The 19,851-nt window shown below is 71.6% G+C and carries 17 protein-coding genes and 2 tRNA genes; 14 read left to right on the forward strand and 5 right to left on the reverse strand.

Going from position 1 to position 19,851, the window contains the following annotated elements:
- Nucleotides 1-164: 164 nt before the first annotated feature.
- From hisS to Q9R26_RS17135, 8 genes are all read left to right on the forward strand, one after another.
- Nucleotides 165-1,409 (forward strand): histidine--tRNA ligase, encoded by a 1,245-nt coding sequence (gene hisS, locus Q9R26_RS17100; RefSeq protein WP_182066281.1) that lies wholly within the window; start codon nucleotides 165-167, stop codon nucleotides 1,407-1,409.
- Nucleotides 1,410-1,532: 123 nt separating this feature from the next.
- Nucleotides 1,533-2,816 carry a phosphopyruvate hydratase gene (gene eno, locus Q9R26_RS17105; protein ID WP_027464494.1) on the forward strand — a complete coding sequence of 428 codons (1,284 nt, stop codon included), beginning with the start codon at nucleotides 1,533-1,535 and terminating at the stop codon, nucleotides 2,814-2,816.
- A 343-nt stretch (nucleotides 2,817-3,159) separates the two neighbouring features.
- On the forward strand, nucleotides 3,160-3,693 hold the full coding sequence (locus tag Q9R26_RS17110; protein ID WP_311227997.1) for a septum formation initiator family protein: 534 nt from the start codon (nucleotides 3,160-3,162) through the stop codon (nucleotides 3,691-3,693).
- Between the two features lie 76 nt (nucleotides 3,694-3,769).
- The gene (locus tag Q9R26_RS17115; protein WP_182066283.1) at nucleotides 3,770-4,318 is read left to right on the forward strand and encodes a DUF501 domain-containing protein; all 549 of its coding nucleotides are present in this window, start codon (nucleotides 3,770-3,772) and stop codon (nucleotides 4,316-4,318) included.
- 40 nt (nucleotides 4,319-4,358) lie between these two features.
- Complete coding sequence (locus tag Q9R26_RS17120; RefSeq protein WP_182066284.1) at nucleotides 4,359-5,834, forward strand: NAD(P)/FAD-dependent oxidoreductase; 1,476 nt, start codon at nucleotides 4,359-4,361, stop codon at nucleotides 5,832-5,834.
- 71 nt (nucleotides 5,835-5,905) lie between these two features.
- Nucleotides 5,906-5,979: transfer RNA gene (locus tag Q9R26_RS17125), tRNA-Leu, on the forward strand.
- Nucleotides 5,979-6,045 (forward strand) — tRNA-Ser (locus Q9R26_RS17130). The genes Q9R26_RS17125 and Q9R26_RS17130 overlap by 1 nt, the downstream gene beginning before the upstream one ends.
- A 33-nt stretch (nucleotides 6,046-6,078) precedes the next feature.
- Nucleotides 6,079-7,419: a threonine/serine exporter family protein gene (locus Q9R26_RS17135; protein ID WP_027464496.1), complete on the forward strand. Its 1,341-nt coding sequence runs from the start codon at nucleotides 6,079-6,081 to the stop codon at nucleotides 7,417-7,419.
- A 67-nt stretch (nucleotides 7,420-7,486) separates the two neighbouring features.
- Here Q9R26_RS17135 and Q9R26_RS17140 read toward each other — a convergent pair whose 3' ends face one another.
- Nucleotides 7,487-9,172 (reverse strand): AMP-binding protein, encoded by a 1,686-nt coding sequence (locus tag Q9R26_RS17140; protein WP_311227998.1) that lies wholly within the window; start codon nucleotides 9,170-9,172, stop codon nucleotides 7,487-7,489.
- A gap of 239 nt (nucleotides 9,173-9,411) precedes the next feature.
- Nucleotides 9,412-11,784: an Ig-like domain-containing protein gene (locus Q9R26_RS17145; protein WP_311227999.1), complete on the reverse strand. Its 2,373-nt coding sequence runs from the start codon at nucleotides 11,782-11,784 to the stop codon at nucleotides 9,412-9,414.
- Between the two features lie 218 nt (nucleotides 11,785-12,002).
- Here Q9R26_RS17145 and Q9R26_RS17150 point away from each other — a divergent pair, with 218 nt between their 5' ends.
- Both Q9R26_RS17150 and Q9R26_RS17155 read left to right on the forward strand, forming a co-directional pair.
- On the forward strand, nucleotides 12,003-12,584 hold the full coding sequence (locus Q9R26_RS17150) for a LemA family protein (protein WP_027464499.1): 582 nt from the start codon (nucleotides 12,003-12,005) through the stop codon (nucleotides 12,582-12,584).
- A 19-nt stretch (nucleotides 12,585-12,603) separates the two neighbouring features.
- Nucleotides 12,604-13,506: a M48 family metalloprotease gene (locus Q9R26_RS17155; protein WP_182067134.1), complete on the forward strand. Its 903-nt coding sequence runs from the start codon at nucleotides 12,604-12,606 to the stop codon at nucleotides 13,504-13,506.
- A gap of 4 nt (nucleotides 13,507-13,510) precedes the next feature.
- Here the strand turns inward: Q9R26_RS17155 and Q9R26_RS17160 are convergent, their stop codons facing one another.
- A complete protein-coding gene (locus tag Q9R26_RS17160) occupies nucleotides 13,511-14,794 on the reverse strand; it encodes a DNA glycosylase AlkZ-like family protein (protein ID WP_311228000.1) in 1,284 nt (427 codons plus the stop codon).
- A gap of 93 nt (nucleotides 14,795-14,887) precedes the next feature.
- Between Q9R26_RS17160 and Q9R26_RS17165 the strand changes: the two genes are divergently transcribed.
- Both Q9R26_RS17165 and ilvA read left to right on the forward strand, forming a co-directional pair.
- Nucleotides 14,888-16,147: an AI-2E family transporter gene (locus Q9R26_RS17165; RefSeq protein ID WP_311228001.1), complete on the forward strand. Its 1,260-nt coding sequence runs from the start codon at nucleotides 14,888-14,890 to the stop codon at nucleotides 16,145-16,147.
- Between the two features lie 48 nt (nucleotides 16,148-16,195).
- Complete coding sequence (gene ilvA, locus Q9R26_RS17170) at nucleotides 16,196-17,455, forward strand: threonine ammonia-lyase (protein ID WP_209133644.1); 1,260 nt, start codon at nucleotides 16,196-16,198, stop codon at nucleotides 17,453-17,455.
- A 132-nt stretch (nucleotides 17,456-17,587) separates the two neighbouring features.
- On the opposite strand, the gene greA is transcribed toward ilvA, so the two are convergent.
- Both greA and Q9R26_RS17180 read right to left on the reverse strand, forming a co-directional pair.
- Nucleotides 17,588-18,076 carry a transcription elongation factor GreA gene (gene greA / locus Q9R26_RS17175; RefSeq protein WP_182067140.1) on the reverse strand — a complete coding sequence of 163 codons (489 nt, stop codon included), beginning with the start codon at nucleotides 18,074-18,076 and terminating at the stop codon, nucleotides 17,588-17,590.
- Nucleotides 18,077-18,147: 71 nt separating this feature from the next.
- Nucleotides 18,148-18,639, reverse strand: coding sequence for a DUF4307 domain-containing protein (locus Q9R26_RS17180; RefSeq protein ID WP_017886738.1), 492 nt, complete (start codon nucleotides 18,637-18,639; stop codon nucleotides 18,148-18,150).
- Between the two features lie 19 nt (nucleotides 18,640-18,658).
- Between Q9R26_RS17180 and mca the strand changes: the two genes are divergently transcribed.
- Together mca and Q9R26_RS17190 are read left to right on the forward strand one after the other, a co-directional pair.
- On the forward strand, nucleotides 18,659-19,549 hold the full coding sequence (gene mca / locus Q9R26_RS17185) for a mycothiol conjugate amidase Mca (RefSeq protein WP_311228002.1): 891 nt from the start codon (nucleotides 18,659-18,661) through the stop codon (nucleotides 19,547-19,549).
- Nucleotides 19,546-19,836 carry a hypothetical protein gene (locus tag Q9R26_RS17190; RefSeq protein ID WP_209133640.1) on the forward strand — a complete coding sequence of 97 codons (291 nt, stop codon included), beginning with the start codon at nucleotides 19,546-19,548 and terminating at the stop codon, nucleotides 19,834-19,836. The genes mca and Q9R26_RS17190 overlap by 4 nt, the downstream gene beginning before the upstream one ends.
- Nucleotides 19,837-19,851 lie beyond the last annotated feature (15 nt).

Here is a 19,851-nt window from a genome sequence, read left to right on the forward strand (position 1 = left end):
GACAGGGAAGCCCGCTCGAACCGCGGGACGCACTGCAGCACGTCGCCCCGCGAATCGGTCCGGAGCGCGGATCAGGCACGATCCGGACCGAGGTTCTGCATGCAGTATGTCAGCAGGTCGGCGGATGCGCAAGGCCGGGACGCCCATCTGCCAGGATTGACCGCATGGCAACGACCGTGACGGCACCCCGTGGCATGCGTGACTTCCTCCCGGCGGACAAGGCCCGGCGCGAGCACGTGCTCGGTGTCGTGCGGGACGTCTACTCGCGACACGGTTTCGACGAGATCGAGACCCCGGTGGTCGAGGACGCTGCGCGGCTGCACTCCGGACTCGGCGGTGACAACGAGAAGCTGGCGTTCGCGGTGATGAAGCGCGGGCTCACCACCGACGACCTGCGGGCGGCCGAAGCACCGCTGGACCTCGCCGACCTCGGTCTCCGGTTCGACCTGACGGTCCCGCTGGCCCGGTTCTACGCCTCCCACCGCGCGGAGCTGCCGTCGGTGTTCCGATCCGTGCAGATCGCCCCGGTCTGGCGTGCCGAGCGCCCGCAGAAGGGCCGCTACCGCCAGTTCGTGCAGTGCGACATCGACATCCTGGGTGAGCCGGGGCAGCTCGCCGAGATCGAGCTCATCCGCGCGACGACCGCGGCCCTCGACGCCCTCGGGGTCAGCGGGACGACGATCCGGATCAACGACCGCCGGATCCTGCTGGCGCTCCTCGCGTCGTGGGGGATCACCGGGACGGCCGCCGCCGACCGCGCACTCATCACGATCGACAAGCTCGACAAGATCGGCGCCGACGGCGTCGCGGCGGAACTCCGCAGCACCGTGGGCGCCGACCTGCCCGGGCTCGAGGACACCATCCGCGCACTCGAGGCCGCCGACTGGACGTCGGTCGAGGGGGCGCCCTGGCTCGACACCGAGGCCTTCGCCGACCTGCTCCGCCTGCGCGAGGCGCTCCCCGGGGTCGACCTGCGCTTCGACCCGACGCTCGTGCGCGGCATGGGCTACTACACGGGCACGATCTTCGAGGTCGCGCACCCCGACTTCGGCTACAGCCTCGGTGGCGGCGGCCGGTACGACGGGATGATCGGCCGGTTCCTCGGGCAGGACGTCCCCGCGGTCGGGTTCTCGCTCGGGTTCGAGCGGCTCGTCGACCTCGTGACCCTCCCGGAGTCCGCCGAGGCCGACGCCGTCGTGCTCGTGTACGACAAGGACGTCGACCCGGTCCGGCTCGCCGCGCTGAAGACCGAGGCGATGGCGTCCCACCGACGCGTCCGGCTCGAGCGCCGCACGAAGAACACGAAGAACCTGCTCGCCGGCCTCGCCGCCCAGGGCTTCACGGCGTTCGCGACCGTCTCGGCGGACACCGCGTCGCTCGAGGGCGTCGAGTTCCGCCCGCTCGACTGAGCACCCGGTCCTCGTTCCAGCGCGGACTCGTCAACGGCGGGGCGTCACGGCCGATGTCGTGTTCACCTCCGCTCGCTAGGATCGACACCGCAATCACCACAACCAATGTGTAGGGAGTACCCCGTGGCCCTGATCGATGCCGTAGGCGCACGCGAAGTCCTCGATTCCCGAGGCAACCCGACGGTCGAGGTCGAGGTCCTCCTCGACGACGGCGTCGTGTCCCGCGCGCTCGTCCCGTCCGGTGCATCCACCGGCGCGTTCGAGGCGTACGAGCTGCGCGACGGCGACGCCTCGCGCTACGGCGGCAAGGGCGTGCTCAAGGCCGTCGACGCCGTCCTCGACGAGATCGGCCCGGCGCTCGAGGGCTTCGACGCCACCGACCAGCGCCTCGTCGACGCCGCGCTCATCGAGCTCGACGGCACCGAGAACAAGTCCCGCCTCGGCGCGAACGCGATCCTCGGTGCCTCGCTCGCCGTCGCCCGTGCCGCGGCCGACTCGGTCGACCTGCCGCTCTTCCGCTACCTCGGCGGCCCGAACGCGCACACGCTGCCCGTCCCGCTGATGAACGTCGTCAACGGTGGTGCCCACGCGGACACCAACGTCGACATCCAGGAGTTCTTCCTGGTGCCCTACGGCGCCGAGTCCTTCTCCGAGGCACTCCGCTGGGGCGTCGAGACGTACCACGCCCTCAAGGGTGAGCTGAAGAAGCAGGGCCTGGCCACCGGCCTCGGCGACGAGGGCGGCTTCGCGCCGGAGCTCGCGTCGAACCGCGCGGCGCTCGACTTCCTGCTCACCGCGATCGAGAAGGCCGGCTACACGCCCGGCAAGGACATCGCCGTCGGCCTCGACGTCGCGTCCACCGAGTTCTTCTCGGACGGCAAGTACCAGTTCGAGGGCAAGCAGCTCTCGAGCCAGGAGTTCACCTCCTACTTCGCCGAGCTCGTCGCGAACTACCCACTCGTCACCATCGAGGACCCGCTGGCCGAGGACGACTGGGAGGGCTGGTCGCACCTGACCGCCGAGCTCGGCGACAAGGTCCAGATCGTCGGCGACGACCTGTTCGTCACCAACCCGAAGCGTCTGCAGCGGGGCATCGACGAGAAGGCCGCGAACTCGATCCTCGTCAAGGTCAACCAGATCGGCACGCTCACCGAGACCCTCGACGCGGTCTCGCTCGCGCACCGTCACGGCCTGACCTCGATCCTGTCGCACCGCTCCGGCGAGACCGAGGACACCACGATCGCGGACATCGCGGTCGCGGTCGACGGTGGCCAGATCAAGACCGGTGCCCCGGCCCGCTCGGACCGTGTCGCGAAGTACAACCAGCTGCTCCGCATCGAGGAAGAGCTCGGCGACGCCGCGGTGTACGCCGGTCGCTCGGCCTTCCCGCGCGCCGCGTCGCTGTAACCAGCCCGGCCAGCAGCACCCGCACCACCGAGACGCCGTTCTCCTCCGGGAGGACGGCGTCTCGTCGTGCGTGTGGCCCCGGAGTGCCGAGCGGTCAGGACGTGCCGCGCGTGCTGCGTCGAGTGGTCACCAGTCGTCGGCTGGACCGGGTCTGGCCGACGGGACGTGACCACCGGACGTGCACCGGGCGGTGTGTGGTGACCACTCCAGGTGCGGGACGGGAGGGACGGGCCGGAGCCGTGCCTCCCGGCTGCCTCGGCGTGACGAGGCGGGACGCTGGGAGGGCGCCGAACGGCCGCGTGCCGGGCGGCCCCGACCGACCGTGCCGGGTTATCGTCGGACCGTGCCCAGCCAGAAGCCCCGCGTCCGCCGCGTCCCCGTGGCGTTGCCCGACGGCAGCACGCCCGCGCAGCCCTGGTACCGCTCGATCCACTTCTCCGGGTTCAGCCTGCTCATGCTCGCGATCATCGTGCTCTTCGTGGTGGTGCTCGCGCCGTCGCTCCGGACGCTCATCCAGCAGCAGGAGCAGATCGCCCAGCAGCAGCAGGAGGTCGCGAGCCAGAAGGCCGACGTCGCGCAGAAGAAGAAGGACGTCGCGCGCTGGGACGACCCGGCGTACATCGAGGCACAGGCCCGCGATCGGCTGCTCTACGTGTACCCGGGCGAGGAGAGCTACCTCGTGATGGGCGCCGAGGACGAGGCCGCCGACACGACCCCCACCACCGACTCGGGCACCCCCGTGAGCGCGAAGGTGCAGACGCCCAAGGTCGACTGGGTGCAGGCGATGCTCTCGTCGGTGCTGCAGTCCGGGCTCACCGACGAGCGGGCAGCCGACCTCGTCGCCCCCGACGTCTCCGGGACGGGCGAGAGCAAGTAGTCCCGGACCGCGGGGCGCGGAGCCGTCCGGCCCGACGGTGCGAGGGGTTCCGCTTCTCCGGTAGGCTCACGTTCCCGTGACGACCCCTCCCTTCGACCCGCCCTCCGACCACGACGTCCAGGTCGTGTCGGCGCAGCTCGGCCGACCGGCACGTGACGTCATCGGGATCGCGGCACGCTGCGTCTGTGGCAACCCCACCGTCGTCTCCACGAAGCCCCGGCTGTCGAACGGCACCCCGTTCCCGACGTTCTACTACCTGTGCCACCCCGCGGCCACCGCTGCGGTCAGCACCCTCGAGGCCAACCAGGTCATGCCCGAGCTGGCAGCCCTGCTCGAGGACCCCGAAGTCGCCGCGCAGTACCGCGCGGCCCACGAGTCCTACCTGGCCGATCGCGAGTCGATCGAACACGTCGACGAGATCGACGGCATCAGCGCCGGTGGCATGCCCACCCGCGTGAAGTGCCTGCACGCCCTCGTCGGCCACGCCCTCGCCGCCGGACCCGGCGTCAACCCCATCGGTGACCTCGCGCTCGAGCGCGCGGACTGGTCGCCCTCCCGGTGTACATGCCGGGCGTATGATGACGGTGCAGACGCTGGAGTCGGGGCGGGTGGCGGCGAAGTCTGACTCGACTCCCGCACACCCCCATCCAAGGAGATCATCCCCCGTGCCCAAGATCCTCGTCGTCGGCGGCGGTTACGCCGGTTTCTACACCGCATGGAAGCTCGAGAAGCACCTTCGCCAGGGCGAAGCCGAGGTCGTCATGGTGGACCCGCTGCCGTACATGACGTACCAGCCGTTCCTGCCCGAGGTCGCCGCCGGTTCCATCGAGCCGCGTCACGCGGTCGTCGCGCACCGTCGTCACCTCAAGAAGACCCGCGTCGTCACGGCGAAGGTCACCGGGGTCGACCACGCCACCAAGACGGCGACGATCACCCCGACCGAGGGCGAGGCGTGGGAGGAGTCCTACGACCAGATCGTCATGACCGCCGGCGCGGTGTCCCGCACGTTCCCGATCCCGGGCGTCGCGGACGAGGCCATCGGCCTGAAGACCATCGAGGAAGCCGCGTCGATCCGCGACCGCATCCTCAGCAACTTCCACAAGGCGGCGAACCTGCCGGCCGGTCCCGAGCGCGACCGCCTGCTCACCGTCGTCGTCGTCGGTGGTGGCTTCGCCGGCATCGAGGTGTTCGCCGAGCTCCGCTCCTTCGTCACCGACCTGCTGAAGAGCCACCCGCAGCTGTCCTTCGACGACACGCACTTCCACCTGGTCGAGGCGATGGGCCGCATCATGCCCGAGGTCTCGCTCGAGACCTCGCACTGGGTGCTCAAGAACCTCGCCGAGCGGGGCGCGACCGTGCACCTCGAGACCCAGCTGGCCTCGGCCGTCGGTGGCGTCTGCGAGCTCAAGACGAGCGACGGAGCGATCGAGACGATCCCGTCCGACCTCATCATCTGGACCGCCGGTGTCATGGCGAACCCGATGGTCAAGGGCACCGACTTCCCGCTCGAGCAGCGTGGCCGCATCCGCGTGCAGCCCGACCTGCGCGTGGTCGACGACAACGGCGTGATCGCCGACGCATGGGCCTGCGGCGACGTCGCAGCCGTGCCGGACCTGACCGGTGGCGGTGTCGGCGGGTTCTGCGTGCCGAACGCCCAGCACGCCGTGCGCCAGGCCAAGCAGCTCGCGAAGAACGTCGTAGCGACCATCCGTGGCGAGGCGACGACCGACTACAAGCACGAGAACCTCGGCGCCGTCGCCGGCCTCGGCCTGGGAACCGGTGTGTTCCAGTCCGGCAAGTTCGCCATGAAGGGCTTCCTGGCCTGGGGTGCACACCGCGGCTACCACGGCCTGGCCATGCCGTCGTGGGAGCGCAAGTGGCGCGTCATCGGCGACTGGGTCGGTGGCTTCTTCCTCGGCCGCGACATCGTGTCGCTCGACGACCGCGAGACCCCCCGTGCCGCGTTCGAGGCGTTCGCGTCCCGTCCGAAGCCCGCTGCCGAGGCTCCGGCCGCGCCCGCCGCAGCCCAGGCTCCGGAAGAGGGCAAGGTCGCCGGTGCCGCCGGCCCCGTCTACGGCGAACCCGCGAAGGACGTCTCCAACGCCGCCGAGCCGGTGACGGCCCCGGCCGACGCCAAGTAGCACCACTCGTCACGAAGGCGGTCACCTGCGAAGGGTGACCGCCTTCGTGCATCGGTAGGCTGTTGCGGCCCGCCCCCGTGGCCCAACCGGTAGAGGCATGCGACTTAAAATCGCCGAGTTGTGGGTTCGAGTCCCACCGGGGGTACCGACTTCGTGAACCGACACGCGACTCACAATCGCCGAGTTGTGGGTTCGAGTCCCACCGGGGGTACCGAACACCGCGCGCCCAGTAGCATCGACGATCGTGGTCGGACTCGGAAGCGCACTCGCCAACCTGCAGAACGCCCTCCGCCGACCGGAGGCCCACGTCGAGGTCGTCGACGGCGAGAGCGTCCCGGTCGGCATGCTCCTCGGCACCCTCGGAGCCCTGCTCCTGGACGCCGGCAGCTCCGTCACCGACGTCCGGTCGGCGCTCGAGAAGGCGCGGGACGCCGCCGGGGTCGGACCGACGCTCGCGATCGGCGTCCTGCCCGCCCTGGTGATGGTGAGCGAGGTCTCGACGGGCGCCGCCACCATCGTCAACGCCGAGGGCGTCGAACTGTCCTCCCGCCAGGCCGCCCGCGCCAACCGCGTCGTGCTCGGGCTCGAGAGCGGCTCGATCGCCCTCGCCGAGATCCCGGCCCGCGTCCGGGCCATCCGCGCCGGCACCGTCCCGCCACCCGCCCTGCCGTGGATCCTCGGCAACGCCCTGACCTCCGCCGGCCTGGCCGTCGTCTTCCGGTGCCCGTGGTGGGCGATCGTGCTGGCGCTGGTCGTCGGTGGCCTGGTCGGCGTGATCGGACTGGTGCTCCGACGCTTCCGCGAGGCCGTGGCGATCATCCCGTTCCTGGCCGCGTTCGTGTCGACGGCGATCGTCGGCCTGGTCGCCGCGGGCACCGGGTTCGAGCAGGTCCCGCTCTTCGCGGTCTGCGCCCCGGTGGCGGTGTTCGTCCCGGGCGCGCTCATCACCAACGCGTTGCTCGAACTCACCGCCGCGGACATCGTCACCGGGTCGTCGCGGCTGGTGCAGGGCCTCATCATGCTCGGCTTCATGGCCGCCGGCATCGCGTCCGGCAGCGCCCTGACCGGGTTGCACGTCGACCCGTCGTCGGCCGCGCTCGTCGGCGAGGTCGCGGGGGTCGGCACGGACCTGGCCGGCTGGGAGTCCGTGCCGGCGTACTGGGTGTCGTGGGTCGCCGTCGTGGTGCTCGCGGTCGGGCTCGGTCTGGTGTTCCGGTCCGGGTGGCGCCTGACGCTCGTGTCGGTGGCGGTCATGGTCACCGCCTACGCCGTGGTGAGCACGACGACGCCGCTCTGGGGCAGCGTCGTCGCGACCGGTGCCGCAGCGGCGCTGCTGTTCGTCGCGACCCGGTTGCTCGAGCGGCTCGTGCCGGCGATCCCGGCGACGGTGTCGTTCTTCCCGGCGTTCCTGCTGCTCGTGCCGGGGACGGTCGGGCTCGTGGCGGTGGCCACCTTCGATCCCGAGGCGCTCGCGACCCCGCTCGCGACCTTCGTCAGCCTGTGCATCGGGACGAAGATCGGCGGGCTCCTACCTGGGCTCTTCGCCCGCAACGCGCCCCGGCGCGCGGTGGACGCGACCAGCTGACGGACCGGAGGCCCGGTGCGGCGCCGCCACGGGCCTCCAGTCCGTCACCGGTCGGGTACCGGGCCCGCTACGGCTCGATCAGCCGGCCGGCTGCCTGGTCCGCCGCGGCCGTGTCCTTCGCCAGGTAGTGCACCTTCTTGCCGGTGGCGTTGTAGGGGACGTCCGTGACGAAGCGGTACCGCCGCGGGCGCTTGTACCGGGCGAGGCCCGGATGGGATCCGGTCCACTCCTCGAGCACGGCGGCTGCCTCGGCGTCGTCGGCCGGCAGCCGATCGCCGGCACGGACGACGTACGCCGTGACGACCTCGCCCCACCGCGGGTCCGGCACGCCCACCACGATGGAGTCGGCGACCCCGGGGTGCTCCTGCAGCACCGCCTCGACCTGGACGGGGTGCACGTTCTCGCCGCCGGAGATGACCATGTCGTCCTTGCGGCCCACTATCGTCACCCGCTCGTGTTCGTCCCACGTGGCGAGGTCGCCGGGGTAGAACCAGCCGTTCGCGAACTTCTCGGCCTCGAGCCCGGGGTTCCGGTACGAGTAGCCGGACTTCACGGTCCGCACGGCGAACTCGCCGATCTCGGCGCCGTCCTTCGCCACCGTGTCGGTCGGGTCTGCCAGACGGTCCTCGTGCACGCGGACGACGGCGACGTCGTCGTCCGTCGATGCGCGACCGGTCGAACCGGCGCCGTCCGGGAAGTCCTCTGGCCGGAGGAACGTGTTCCAGAAGGTCTCGGTGGTGCCGTAGCCGTTGAAGATCCGCGGCGACAGCAGCTCCTGGTAGCGCAGGGCCGCGGCGCGGTCGAGCGGTGCGCCCATCGTGACGATGCCGTTCAGACTCGACAGGTCCCGCGCCTGACGTTCCTGCGCGTCGGCGAGCTGCACCAGGTTCGGCGGAGCGCCGATCAGGAACGTCAGGCGTTCGGACTCGACCAGGTCGAGCACCCGGTCGGCGTCGAAGTGGCGCAGGGTCGTGAGTTCCGCGCCGACGTAGAACACCGGGTTCGGGCCGCCCGAGTACAGGCCGCCGCGGTGGAACAGCGGCGACATGTTGAGCGTCTTGTCGAACGGACTGAGCGGGAAGTGCATGACCACGTCGTGCGCGCTGAGCACCTCGACCAGGCTCGGCAGCGGCACCGGCTTCGGACGACCGGTGGTGCCCGAGGTGTAGAGCCGGGTGGACTCGTCGTAGGTGCTGCGCGGACCGATCGCCGCGAGTTCCTCGGGGGAGAGGGGCTCGGACGCGAGCAGCTCGGCGAACCGGTCGTGGTCGCCGCCGACCGGGACGACCTGGTCCGGCCGGTGCGGCGACGACCCCAGCGCAGCGGTGATCGCACTCGTCCGCTCGGTGTCGTGCACCAGGACGGCGGGTGCGGAGTCCTCGATGATGAACGCGACCTCGTCGGGGGCGAGCCGGAAGTTCGTCGGCGAGAACACCGCGCCGATGCGGTGGCAGGCCAGGTAGAGCATCGCGAACTCGGGTGTGTTGAACAGCTCGACCATCACGACCGAACCCCGTCCGCCACCGTGCCGGACGAGCCACCCGGCGATCCGGTCGACGACGTCGCCGAGCTCGGCGTAGGTCCACGAGCGGTCCGACTCGGGCTCGCGCAGAGCGAGTCGGCCGGCGAAGCGGTGGGTGTTGCGGACGAAGCCGTTCGCGTAGGTGAAGCTGCCCTCGAACACCTCGCGGAAGCGCGTCGCGTCGTAGTCGGACCGCGTGGGGGTGTCGGTGTCGGGTCGGGTGTCGGTCATCATCGCTCCTGCCGCGGTCGTGCGGTGCACGCTGAGTGTCCTGCGCGGGCACCGGTCACGAGGCGCCGCTGCCCCGCTGGTCCGGTGCGGCGTGGTCGGCCGCGCGCGACGGCGAAGGTGCTCCGTGCGGTGCGACGTGCACCGCTCGTCACACTATCCCGCCGTCCGCGAACCGGGTCCGATGTGCGGTTCCTGTCCCACGACCGGTGCGGAGCGCCGCTCGGGAGGCTCGGCTCGGCTCAGACGCGGGCCGCGCGCCGGTCGGTGCGCAGCCAGACCAGGGCCGCGATCGCGGCCGCCACGCAGGCCGCGGCGATCCCGACGAGCAGGGCCGGTGCGGCGTGCGTGCCGGTCGTCCCCGAGTAGACCGCGGTGGTCAGCGCGACGGCGACCACCGCGAGCGCGACGTACCGAGCGCGCGAGGCGGCGAGCAGCGCGCTGCCCGCGGACCCCGTGACGGGCAGCAGGGTCGCGACCACGGCACCGAGGCCGCCGACGCACAGTGTGATGGCGAACTCCGACCCGAGCGACACCCAGAAACCACCGCCCCCGAGCAGGCTGTGCAGCACCCAGCCGGCGGCGGCGAGTCCGAGCAGGGCCAGCACCCGCCAGGTCGCACCCCGGGCGCTCGTCGCGATCCCGGTGCCGAGTCCGGGGCGGACGGACGGCACGAGGACGACCCCGACGATGAGTGCGGGGGACAGGTCCGCCGCGCGGGTGACGCCGCACGCCACGAGGGCTGCGAGCACGAGCCACGGCGACACCCGGAACCCGACGGTGCGGTGGTCGCTGCCGGCTGCCCACCGCGTGGCGAACACGACGGCGGCGGTCAGGACGCCGGTACCGGCGAGGACGGCGATCGCCAGACGGGCGTAGCGGGCCTCGAGCTCGACGCCGACCCCGAGCAGGGTGCACAGCGCCGCGACGGAAACCGCGACGGTGATCGACGCCCAGGTCGGCAGGACGTCGTCGCCGCGAGAGCGGTCCGACCGCGAGCGGTTGCGTCCGAGCAGCCCGGCGAACGGCGAGCGGAGGCGGCCCCGGGTGACCGCGGCCACGAGGGCGAGCGGCGCGGCGACCAACACGAGGAACCCGGCGGCGACGGCGGTGGCGACCAGGACGATCCGCCACGAGAACGCGGCCTGGATGGTCGGGACGGCGCGGTCGTACGTCGTCGCCGCGGTCCAGTCGCCCGCGGGGCCGGACCAGTCCGGGTGGCCTCCGGCGCTGCCGGCGCCGACCGGGGCGCTGCCGGTGCCGGTGCCGTTGCCTGCTGCGCCGCTGGCTTCGTCGCTGTTGCCGCCGTCGCCCCCGTGACCCGCGGCGTTCGTGCCGTTGCCGTTGCCGTTGCCGCTACCGCTGCCGTTGCCGGTGCCACCGTGGCCGGTCGCGCCGGGGGTGCCCGTCGTCGCGCCGGACCCCGGCGTCGACGCGCCCGGCGTCCCCGGGGTGTCCGTGGCGCCCGGGGTCGGTGTGGCGGTCGGGGCCGTGGTGGTCGACCACGCCGTGACACGGACGGCGGCCGACGACCGGGAGTAGTTGCCCGCGGCGTCGTGCTGCGTGGCGGTGAGCTGGTGCACGCCGGCGCGCAGCGTCGACCCCGCGGTGGAGCACGACCACGAGGCGTCCGACGCGACCACGACGCCGCACACCGGCGCACGGTCGACGTACACGGTCACGCGGGCGCCCGGCTCACCGGTCCCGGCCACCGTCGTCGAACGGGTGCCGATCCGTTCGCCGTCGTCCGGTGTCGCGATGCGCGGGGCCGCGGGCGCCGTGCGGTCGACCGTGACCGTCACGGGAGCGGAGGCCGCGCTCCGCAGGTCCGACCGGTAGCCGCGCGCCGTGCTGGCGGTCTGCGACGCGGTGACGGTGAACCGGCCGTCGGCGAGCGACCCGAGGGCGGCCACCCACCGGCCGTCCGCACCGACCCGGGCGGTCTGCTGGGCCGACGACCCGGACACCGACAGCAGCACCGTCGATCCGGGGTACCCCGTCCCGGAGACCGTGCCGCCGGTGGGCCCGGCGGCCGCCAGTGTCGGCGGGACGATGACGTCCGAGGCCGGTGCACTCGCGACGGGCAGCGCGGCGACGAGGTCGCGCACCGTGAAGACCTGTTGCGGGCCGGAGCGGACGGTGCCGAGGCAGGCCCAGGAACCGTTCGGGTCCACCCGGGTCGTGCACCCGGACGAACCCGTCGCGGCCGGACCGGTCACCCGGACGGTGTGCCCGGGGGTGCCGGTGCCGTGGAAGCGCGTCGTCCCCGTCGTGACGTCACCCGGGTCGGCGATGGTGGGCCGGACGGCGGGACGCGTGGGGGTGGGCGTCGGAGCGCCCGGCCGGCCGGGACTCGGCGGAGCGATCTCGCTCGGCTCGGGGGTCGCAGTGGGAGTGGCGGCTGCCCGGGCGGCGGGGACTGCCGGGGCGTCCGCAGCGGCAGCCTCCACCGACGTGCCGTCCGCGGCGACCGCGACGGCCGGGGCTGCGGCGGCGCCGAGCAGACCGGCGACGAGGACCGTCGTCGCCGCTGCGAGCAGGGCGAAGCGGGGACGACGACGAGGGCCGTCACCCCCGACGGCCCCCTCGACCACGTTCTCCCCGCTCGTGTTCACCGGACCCATCCCACGGGATCTCGGGCGTCCGGTCAATACACCTCGCGGATGAGGTTCGGTATCGGGCCGCAGTCCGGGAACCCGGTGTGCGTGACTCGGGAATCGGCCGTGAACACTGCTCACGGAACGGAGCATGCTCAGCGCGTCGATAGACTTCACGATGGCCGTTCAGGCCAACGCAGCACCGCGGATCCCGACGCGCAAAGGAGTACGCCCGCATGGACACCGGACTCGTCACGACGCTCATCGTCGTCGGAGTGGTGGTGGTCGTCCTGGTGATCATCGGGATCTACCTCTGGGTGACGTACAACTCCCTCGTCACGCTCAAGGTCCGGGTCGACGAAGCCTGGAGCGACATCTCGGTGCAACTGAAGCGCCGCGCCGACCTCATCCCCACCATCGTGGACACGGTCAAGGGGTACGCCACGCACGAGAAGGCGGTCTTCGACGACGTGACGAAGGCCCGCGCCGAGACCCTGTCCGCCGGTGACGCCGACACGGCCTCCACCGCCGAGGGGCACATGCAGAAGGCGCTGAAGAGCGTGTTCGCGGTGGCCGAGGGGTACCCGCAGCTGCAGTCGAGCCAGAACTTCCTGCAGTTGCAGTCCGAGCTCGTCGACACGGAGGACAAGATCCAGGCCGCCCGCCGCTTCTACAACGGTGGCGTGCGTGAGCTGAACACGAAGATCCGGGTGTTCCCGAACTCCACGTTCGCGAAGAACCGCGGCTTCTCCGAGGCGCCGTTCTTCGAGACGAACGAGCCGGCGGCCATCGCCGAGCCGCCGCGCGTCCAGTTCTGACCCCAGCGTCGGATCCGACGTGTACAGCGCCATCGCGCGGAACAAGCGCAACACCGTGGTCATCGTCCTGGTGTTCCTGCTGATCATCGGCGCGCTCGGGTTCCTCGGCGGGTACCTCGCCGGCAACGTCTCGATCGGCTTCATCGTCCTCGTGGTCGCCCTCGGGTACGCGGTGGTGCAGTACTTCCTGGCGGCACGGCAGGCCACCGCGATCGCCGGTGGGGTCGAGATCGACCGCGTCTCCGAACCACGGCTGTGGCGGACCGTCGAGAACCTCGCCATCGCGACCGGCATGCCGATGCCCCGGGTGTTCGTCATCCCCGACCCCTCGCCGAACGCCTTCGCCACCGGGCGCGACCCCGAGCACGCGGTGGTGGCGGCGACGACGGGGTTGCTCGAGCTCATGGACGACCAGGAGCTGCAGGGCGTGATGGCGCACGAGCTCGGACACGTCCGGAACTACGACATCCGGGTGTCCACGATGGTCTTCGGTCTCGTCGTGGCCGTCGGCCTCATCGCCGACGTCCTGCTCCGCATCTCGATCTTCAGCGGCCTGTCCGGCGGGCGGAACCGCAACTCGGACAACGGCGGCAGCGCCAACCCGGTGCTGCTCATCGCCGGGATCGTCGCCGTCATCGTGGCCCCGATCGCCGCGGCCGGCGTCCAGGCGGCGGTGTCCCGGCAGCGCGAGTACCTGGCGGACGCGACGGGGGCGATGACGACCCGGCACCCGGAGGGCCTGGCGCGGGCCCTCGAGAAGCTCGGTGCGTACGGCCGACCGATGCAGACGCAGAACTCCTCGATGGCGCACCTGTGGATCGCCGACCCGATGCGCCCCGGCGTGATGGACCGGCTGTTCTCGACCCACCCGCCGCTGCCCGACCGCATCGCGCGGTTGCGGGCGAACGCCGACCGGTTCTGACGGATCAGAAGACGCGGTCGGCGGCCGTGTCGTCGGCCGTCTCGACCGGTTCCGGGGCGTCCGCGTCGTCAGCGGACTCGTGCGGCACCAGGGGCACTCCGAGCGACCCGGCGACGGCCGCAGCAGCGGTACCGCGATCGGTCACCTCGATCGCGCCGAGGCCCTGCCAGCTCGCGGTCCGTCGCAGTGTGTCGGCGAGACGCTCGGGGTCCAGGTGCTCGCCCGGCTCCTGCCAGGCGGTCCGGACGCGGAGCACGCCGCGCTGCCGGTCGCTCTTCAGGTCGATCCGGCCGACGAGCCGGTCGTCCTGCAGCACCGGCAGCACGTAGTAGCCGAACACCCGCTTCGGGGCCGGCGTGTAGATCTCGATCCGGTAGTGGAAGCCGTACATCCGCTCGGCCCGTCGCCGGAACCAGACGACCGGGTCGAAGGGGCTCAGCACCGCGTCCGCGGTCATCTGCCGGGGGACCCGAGCGCCCGCGTGCAGCCAGGCCCGCTCGCCCCACCCCTCGACCCGAACCGGCAGGAGCTCGCCGGCGTCGGTGAGCTCGGCGATCGCGGTGGCCGTGTCGTCGGAGCGCAGCCGGTAGTAGTCCGCGATGTCCGCTCGGGTGCCGATGCCGAGCGCCCGTGCGGCCTGGCGCACGAGTTCGCGCACGGCGTCGGCACGCGGCGGGGCGGTCTCGAGGAAGCCTGCGGGCAGCACCTGCTCCGGCAGGGCGTACACCCGCTCGAAACCGGCTCGTCCGGCACTCACCGCCTCGCCCCAGCGGAACATCTGCTCGAGCCCGAGCTTCACGTCGCTCCACCCCCACCAGGGGCCGCGCCGAACGTTCGACTCGTGCTCCACCGCGCTCGCCCGCATCGGCCCCTCGGCCCGGAGCCGCGCGTGCAGTTCGCGCCGGACGGCAGCGGTCCGGGTGACACCGTCGACCCGGGTCGGGCCGGCGTCACGCTCCCGCAGGGCGTCCATCCGCCACCGGAAGAGCCGCAGGTCGTCGCGGGGGATGAACGCCGCCTCGTGCGCCCAGTACTCGGTGTACGGGCCCGAGCGTCCGAGCGTCAGCCGGTCGAGCGTCGACCGGTCGTAGGCCCCGAGCCGGGCGAAGAGCGGCAGGTAGTGGCTGCGCTCGAACACGTTCACGGAGTCGATCTGCAACAGCCCGAGCCGGCCGAACGCGGCGTTCAGTGCACGCGTCGAGACCGGCTCGACGGGTGGTCGTCCGAACCCCTGCGCGGCGAGTGCGACCCGGCGGGCCTCGGCGGCGGAGAGCGTCGACCTGGGCATGCCGCGACGCTACCGAACCCCGCCGACATGAGGGTCCACGAACGTATGCCGCATCTGGCACCTGACGCGAAGCACATCGCTACACTCGGGCCCATGGCATGGGGAAGCAAGCAGACACACCCCGACCCCGTGGTCGAGGAATCCGTCCCGGTCGGCGTGCGCATCGCCGGTGCGTGGTCGTGGCGGGCGCTCGTCGTCGTGGGCGTGATCGCCGTCTTCATCTGGCTCGTCACGGTCTTCAGCGAGATCCTCATCCCGTTCCTGGTCGGCATCGTGGTCTCGGCGCTCCTCGTGCCGATCTCGAACTGGCTGCAGCGGCACCACGTGCCCAAGTGGCTCGCCGTCGTGATGAGCCTGCTCGGCGGCATCGCGGCACTCGGCGGCCTGATCTGGCTCGTCGTCGACCAGATCATCGCGTCCTACCCGTCCCTGCGTGACCGGACGGTCGACCAGTACGCGAACATCAAGGACTTCGTCCTGAGCTCCGGGTTCGGCATCAGCCAGTCCGACGTGAACGGCTGGCTCGACGACGGCACGAAGTGGCTGCAGGACAACTCCGCGTCGATCCTGTCCGGGGTCGCCAGCGCGGGTTCGGGTGCCACGCACGCCTTCGAGGCGCTCTTCATCATCCTGTTCACCACGATCTTCCTGCTGATCGACGGCAAGAACGTCTGGCGCTGGTCCGTCCGGCTGTTCCCCAGGAAGGCCCGCGCAGCGGTGGACGGCGCCGGTGTCGCCGGCTGGATCACCCTGACGAGCTTCATCCGCGTGCAGATCTTCGTCGCGTTCGTCGACGCGGTCGGCATCGGCCTGGGGTCCTTCATCGTCGGGCTCTTCTTCGGCGGCATGCCGCTGGTCATCCCGATCGCCGCCTTCGTGTTCCTCGGCGCCTTCATCCCGGTCGTCGGTGCCATCGTCACCGGCTTCCTCGCGGTGTTCGTCGCGCTGATCTTCAACGGTCCCCTCGCGGCTGTCCTGGTGCTCGGGGTCGTGCTGCTGGTCCAGCAGATCGAGGGCCACATCCTGCAGCCGCTCGTCATGGGCAACGCGGTCAAGGTCCACCCGCTGGCGGTCGTCCTCGGCGTCACCGCGGCCTCCGGTCTCGCCGGCATCGCCGGAGCGTTCTTCGCCGTCCCGCTGATCGCGACGCTGAACGCCATGGTCACCACCATCGCGAGCGGACGCTGGCGGCGGCTCGACTCCGACCACGTCCTCGAAGCGACGCCGAAGCGCGGGCAGCACGGGCAGATCCAGTTGCTCCGACGCCGTCGGCACAAGGTCGGCGACGACGTCCCGGCACCGGGCGTCGACTCGGGTCCCTCGGCCGAAGAAGACACCGCCAGCACCAACTGAGCGTCACACGAGTTCGCCGCGGGGGCCGGGAGCGACGATGATGGGGGAGTGACCGACACCAGCGCCTCTCCGCACACGCTCACCGCGATCCCGACCCTCGCGGACATCGAGACGGCGCGCGAGACCATCAAGGGTGTCGCACGCGTCACCCCGATGGAGACGTCGCAGTTCCTCGCCGAGCTGCTCGGGTCCCCCGTCCACCTGAAGTGCGAGAACCTGCAGCGCACGGGTGCCTACAAGGTGCGCGGTGCCTACAACCGCCTCTCGACCCTGTCCGCGGAGCAGCGTGCCAAGGGCGTCGTGGCCGCGAGCGCCGGCAACCACGCACAGGGCGTCGCCCTCGCCGCGCGCGAGCTCGGCATCCCCGCGACGATCTTCACGCCGGTCGGAGTCGCACTGCCCAAGCTGCAGGCCACCCGCCACTACGGCGCCGACGTCGTGCTGCGGGGCCACTCCGTGGAAGAGGCGTTGAGCGCCGCGAAGGACTTCGCCGCCCACACCGGCGCCGTGTTCATCCCGCCGTTCGACCACCCGGCCGTGATCGCCGGGCAGGGCACGCTCGGCCTCGAGATCATCGACCAGGTGCCGGACGTCGACACCGTCGTGGTGCCGATCGGTGGCGGCGGCGTCATCTCCGGCATCGCACTCGCCGTCAAGGGCATGGCCGAGCGCCTCGGACGGCCGATCCGGGTCATCGGTGTGCAGGCCGAGAACGCCGCGGCCTACCCGTCCTCGATCACCGCCGGCGAGCCCGTCACCATCACCACGAAGCCGACCATCTCCGACGGCATCGCGGTGGCACGCCCCGGCGACCTGAACTTCCCGATCATCCGCGACCTGGTCGACGACATCGTCACCGTCTCGGACGACGACACCGCCCGCGCACTGCTCGTCCTGCTCGAGCGCGCCAAGCTCGTGGTCGAGGCAGCGGGGGCCGTCGGCGTCGCCGCGATCATGTCCGGTGCCGTCCGCGACACCGGCCGCACCGTGGTGCTGCTGAGCGGCGGCAACATCGACCCGCTCATGATGGAGCGCGTGATCACCCGTGGGCTCGTCGCGGCCTCGCGCTACATCGGCATCCGCATCATGCTGCCGGACCGCCCGGGTCAGCTCGCCCGAGTCGCCCAGGTCATCTCGGATGCCGGTGCGAACGTGGTCGAGGTGCTGCACACCCGCCACGGACAGGGCCTGGTCATCAACGAGGTCGCGCTGGACCTGTCGATCGAGGCACGCGGCCCCGAGCACGCGCAGGAGGTCATCCAGCGCCTGCACGAGGTCGGCTTCCGCCCGGAACTCCTCGAGCACTAGTCCGCGACGATCCACGAGTCGTTCGACGCGTGGACCGTCGGACGCGCGGTGCGCGTCCTGGGCGCGACCAGCGGACAGACGGGAGGCCCGTGGCGGCGTCGCCACGGGCCTCCCGTCTGCAGTGGGCCGGGTCTACGGCTCGTAGCGCTCGATCTTGACGACCTCGACGGCGATCTCCTTGCCGTTCGGCGCCGTGTACGTGGCCTCGTCGCCGGCCTTGAGGCCGACGATGGCCGCCCCGACGGGGCTGACGGGGCTGTAGACCGTCAGGTCGGAGCCCTCGGCGACGATCTCGCGGCTGCCGACCAGGAAGGTGGACTCGTCGCCGGCGATGACCGCCGTGACGACGGTACCCGGCTCGACGGTGCCGTCGAACTCGGCTTCGCTGACGGTGGCGTGCTTGAGGAGCTCGGTGAGGACGCGGATGCGGGCCTCGATCTTGCCCTGCTCGTCCTTCGCGGCGTGGTAGCCGCCGTTCTCCTTGAGGTCGCCCTCCTCGCGAGCCGCCTCGATGCGGCGCGCGATCTCGGCACGGCCCTCGCCGCTCAGCTCGTCGAGCTCCGCCTTGAGACGGTCGTGCGCCTCCTGGGTCAGCCAGGTGACCTGCGTGTCGTTGCTCATGTTCTGTCCCTTCGACCATGAAAAAACGAGACCGGCCGAGTGGTCGGTCTCGAGAGGCGAATCAGGACAGTCTAGGGAATCCAGCAGTCGTGGATCAAGCCGGTCACGCCCCGCGTCGTCGTGGTGACCTGCGTGGAGATGCTCCGGCTGCGCTGTTCGGACGCCGGGACGGTGATCTCCTTCCAGCCCACGATCGAGTAGCTCTTGTCGAGGACCTGCACGGCGCACTTCGCCTCCACGCCCGGGTCGACGGACACCTGCGAGTGGACGACGGTGCTGTGCTCGGACAGGACCTCGTACCCGATGACGTCCTGGTCGAGGCCGCGGTCGGACTGGTCGAGCCCGGCCCAGATCACCCACGCACCGAAGACCACGACGACCGCGATGGCCGCGACGATCGCGAAGAGGCGGCTGCGGCGCTTGCGGGCCGGGGTGCGGCCGTAGCGCTCGTCGAGGGTGGCGGTCTGGTGCTGTTCGGACAGTTCGGGGCTCCCGGGGTGGATATCCTGATCCCAGGGTAGTTCACGCGATGCTGTGCGCTGCCCGCGTCCGACGCCGCTCACCCGCAGTGAGGAACCCCACGTGCCCTACCGTCTGCTGGCCGTCCACGCCCACCCCGACGACGAGTCGAGCAAGGGCGCCGCGACCGCCGCGAAGTACGTGGCCGACGGGCACCAGGTGCTCGTCGTGTCCTGCACCGGTGGCGAGGCCGGCGACATCCTGAATGACCAGCTCGGCGAGCCGGCGACGAGCCGTGCGCACCGTGACATGGCGGGGTACCGCCGCACCGAGATGGCCGCGGCGCAGCAGGCGCTCGGCATCGACCACGTGTGGCTCGGCTACCACGACTCGGGGTTGCCCGACGCCGAGAAGGGCGAGACGGTCCGGCAGGGCACGTTCTCCACGGTGCCGCTCGAGTACAGCACCGAGGCCCTCGTCCGCGTGATCCGCCGGTTCCGCCCGCACGTGCTCGTCACCTACGACGAGAACGGCGGCTACCCGCACCCCGACCACATCCGCACACACGAGGTGTCGATGGCCGCGTGGTCCGCTGCCGCCGACCCGTCGGCGTACCCGTCCGCCGGTGCCCCGTGGTCGATCGCGAAGCTCTACTACGAGCGCACGATGAACCCGCGCCGCTTCAGCACGATCTTCGAGGCCCTGCAGGAGCGCGACCCGGACAGCCCCGCCGTCGAGCAGCTGCGCGAGTGGGTCGAGCGGTTCGCCGACCGGCCCGACCTCGCCACCACCCACGTCGACGTGCACGAGTACTTCGACCAGCGTGACGCCGCACTCCGCGCGCACGCCAGCCAGGTCGCACTGGACAGCGCCTTCTTCTACTGGCCGAACGACCTCCTCGCGACGGTGTGGCCGACCGAGGACTACCAGCTCGTGGAGGCACGCGTGCCGACCGAGCTCCCGGAGACCGACCTGTTCGCCGGGATCCCAGCCGACAAGGAACCGACCTCGTGAGCACCATCGCGGCGGCACTCGCCGCCACCCCCAGTCCCAGCCCCTCGGTCGTCCCCGACGTCGACGTCACCCCGGGTGTCGTCGGGTTCATCGCGATCGCACTCGTCGCGATCGTGACGATCCTGCTCGTGGTGGACATGACCCGACGCATCCGTCGGACCCGCTACCGCGCCGAGGTGCGCGAGCGGCTCGAGGCCGAGGCGAACGGCACCGCGACGGACGAGCCGGAGCGGCGCGCGGCCGAGGGCGGCCGGGCCGACGTCGGCGACGACACCGAGCGCGGCTGACGCGACTCCGAAGCG

It is taken from the genome of Curtobacterium sp. BRB10 (genome assembly GCF_031844325.1).
Lineage (GTDB): Bacteria > Actinomycetota > Actinomycetes > Actinomycetales > Microbacteriaceae > Curtobacterium > Curtobacterium poinsettiae_A.

Excerpts from the sequence above, each read along its gene's own strand:
- greA (WP_182067140.1), bottom strand. The coding sequence starts at position 18,076 with ATGAGCAACGACACGCAGGTCACCTGGCTGACCCAGGAGGCGCACGAC.
- Q9R26_RS17160 (WP_311228000.1), bottom strand. The coding sequence starts at position 14,794 with ATGCCCAGGTCGACGCTCTCCGCCGCCGAGGCCCGCCGGGTCGCACTC.
- hisS (WP_182066281.1), top strand. The coding sequence starts at position 165 with ATGGCAACGACCGTGACGGCACCCCGTGGCATGCGTGACTTCCTCCCG.
- Q9R26_RS17140 (WP_311227998.1), bottom strand. The coding sequence starts at position 9,172 with ATGACCGACACCCGACCCGACACCGACACCCCCACGCGGTCCGACTAC.
- Q9R26_RS17150 (WP_027464499.1), top strand. The coding sequence starts at position 12,003 with ATGGACACCGGACTCGTCACGACGCTCATCGTCGTCGGAGTGGTGGTG.
- Q9R26_RS17165 (WP_311228001.1), top strand. The coding sequence starts at position 14,888 with ATGGCATGGGGAAGCAAGCAGACACACCCCGACCCCGTGGTCGAGGAA.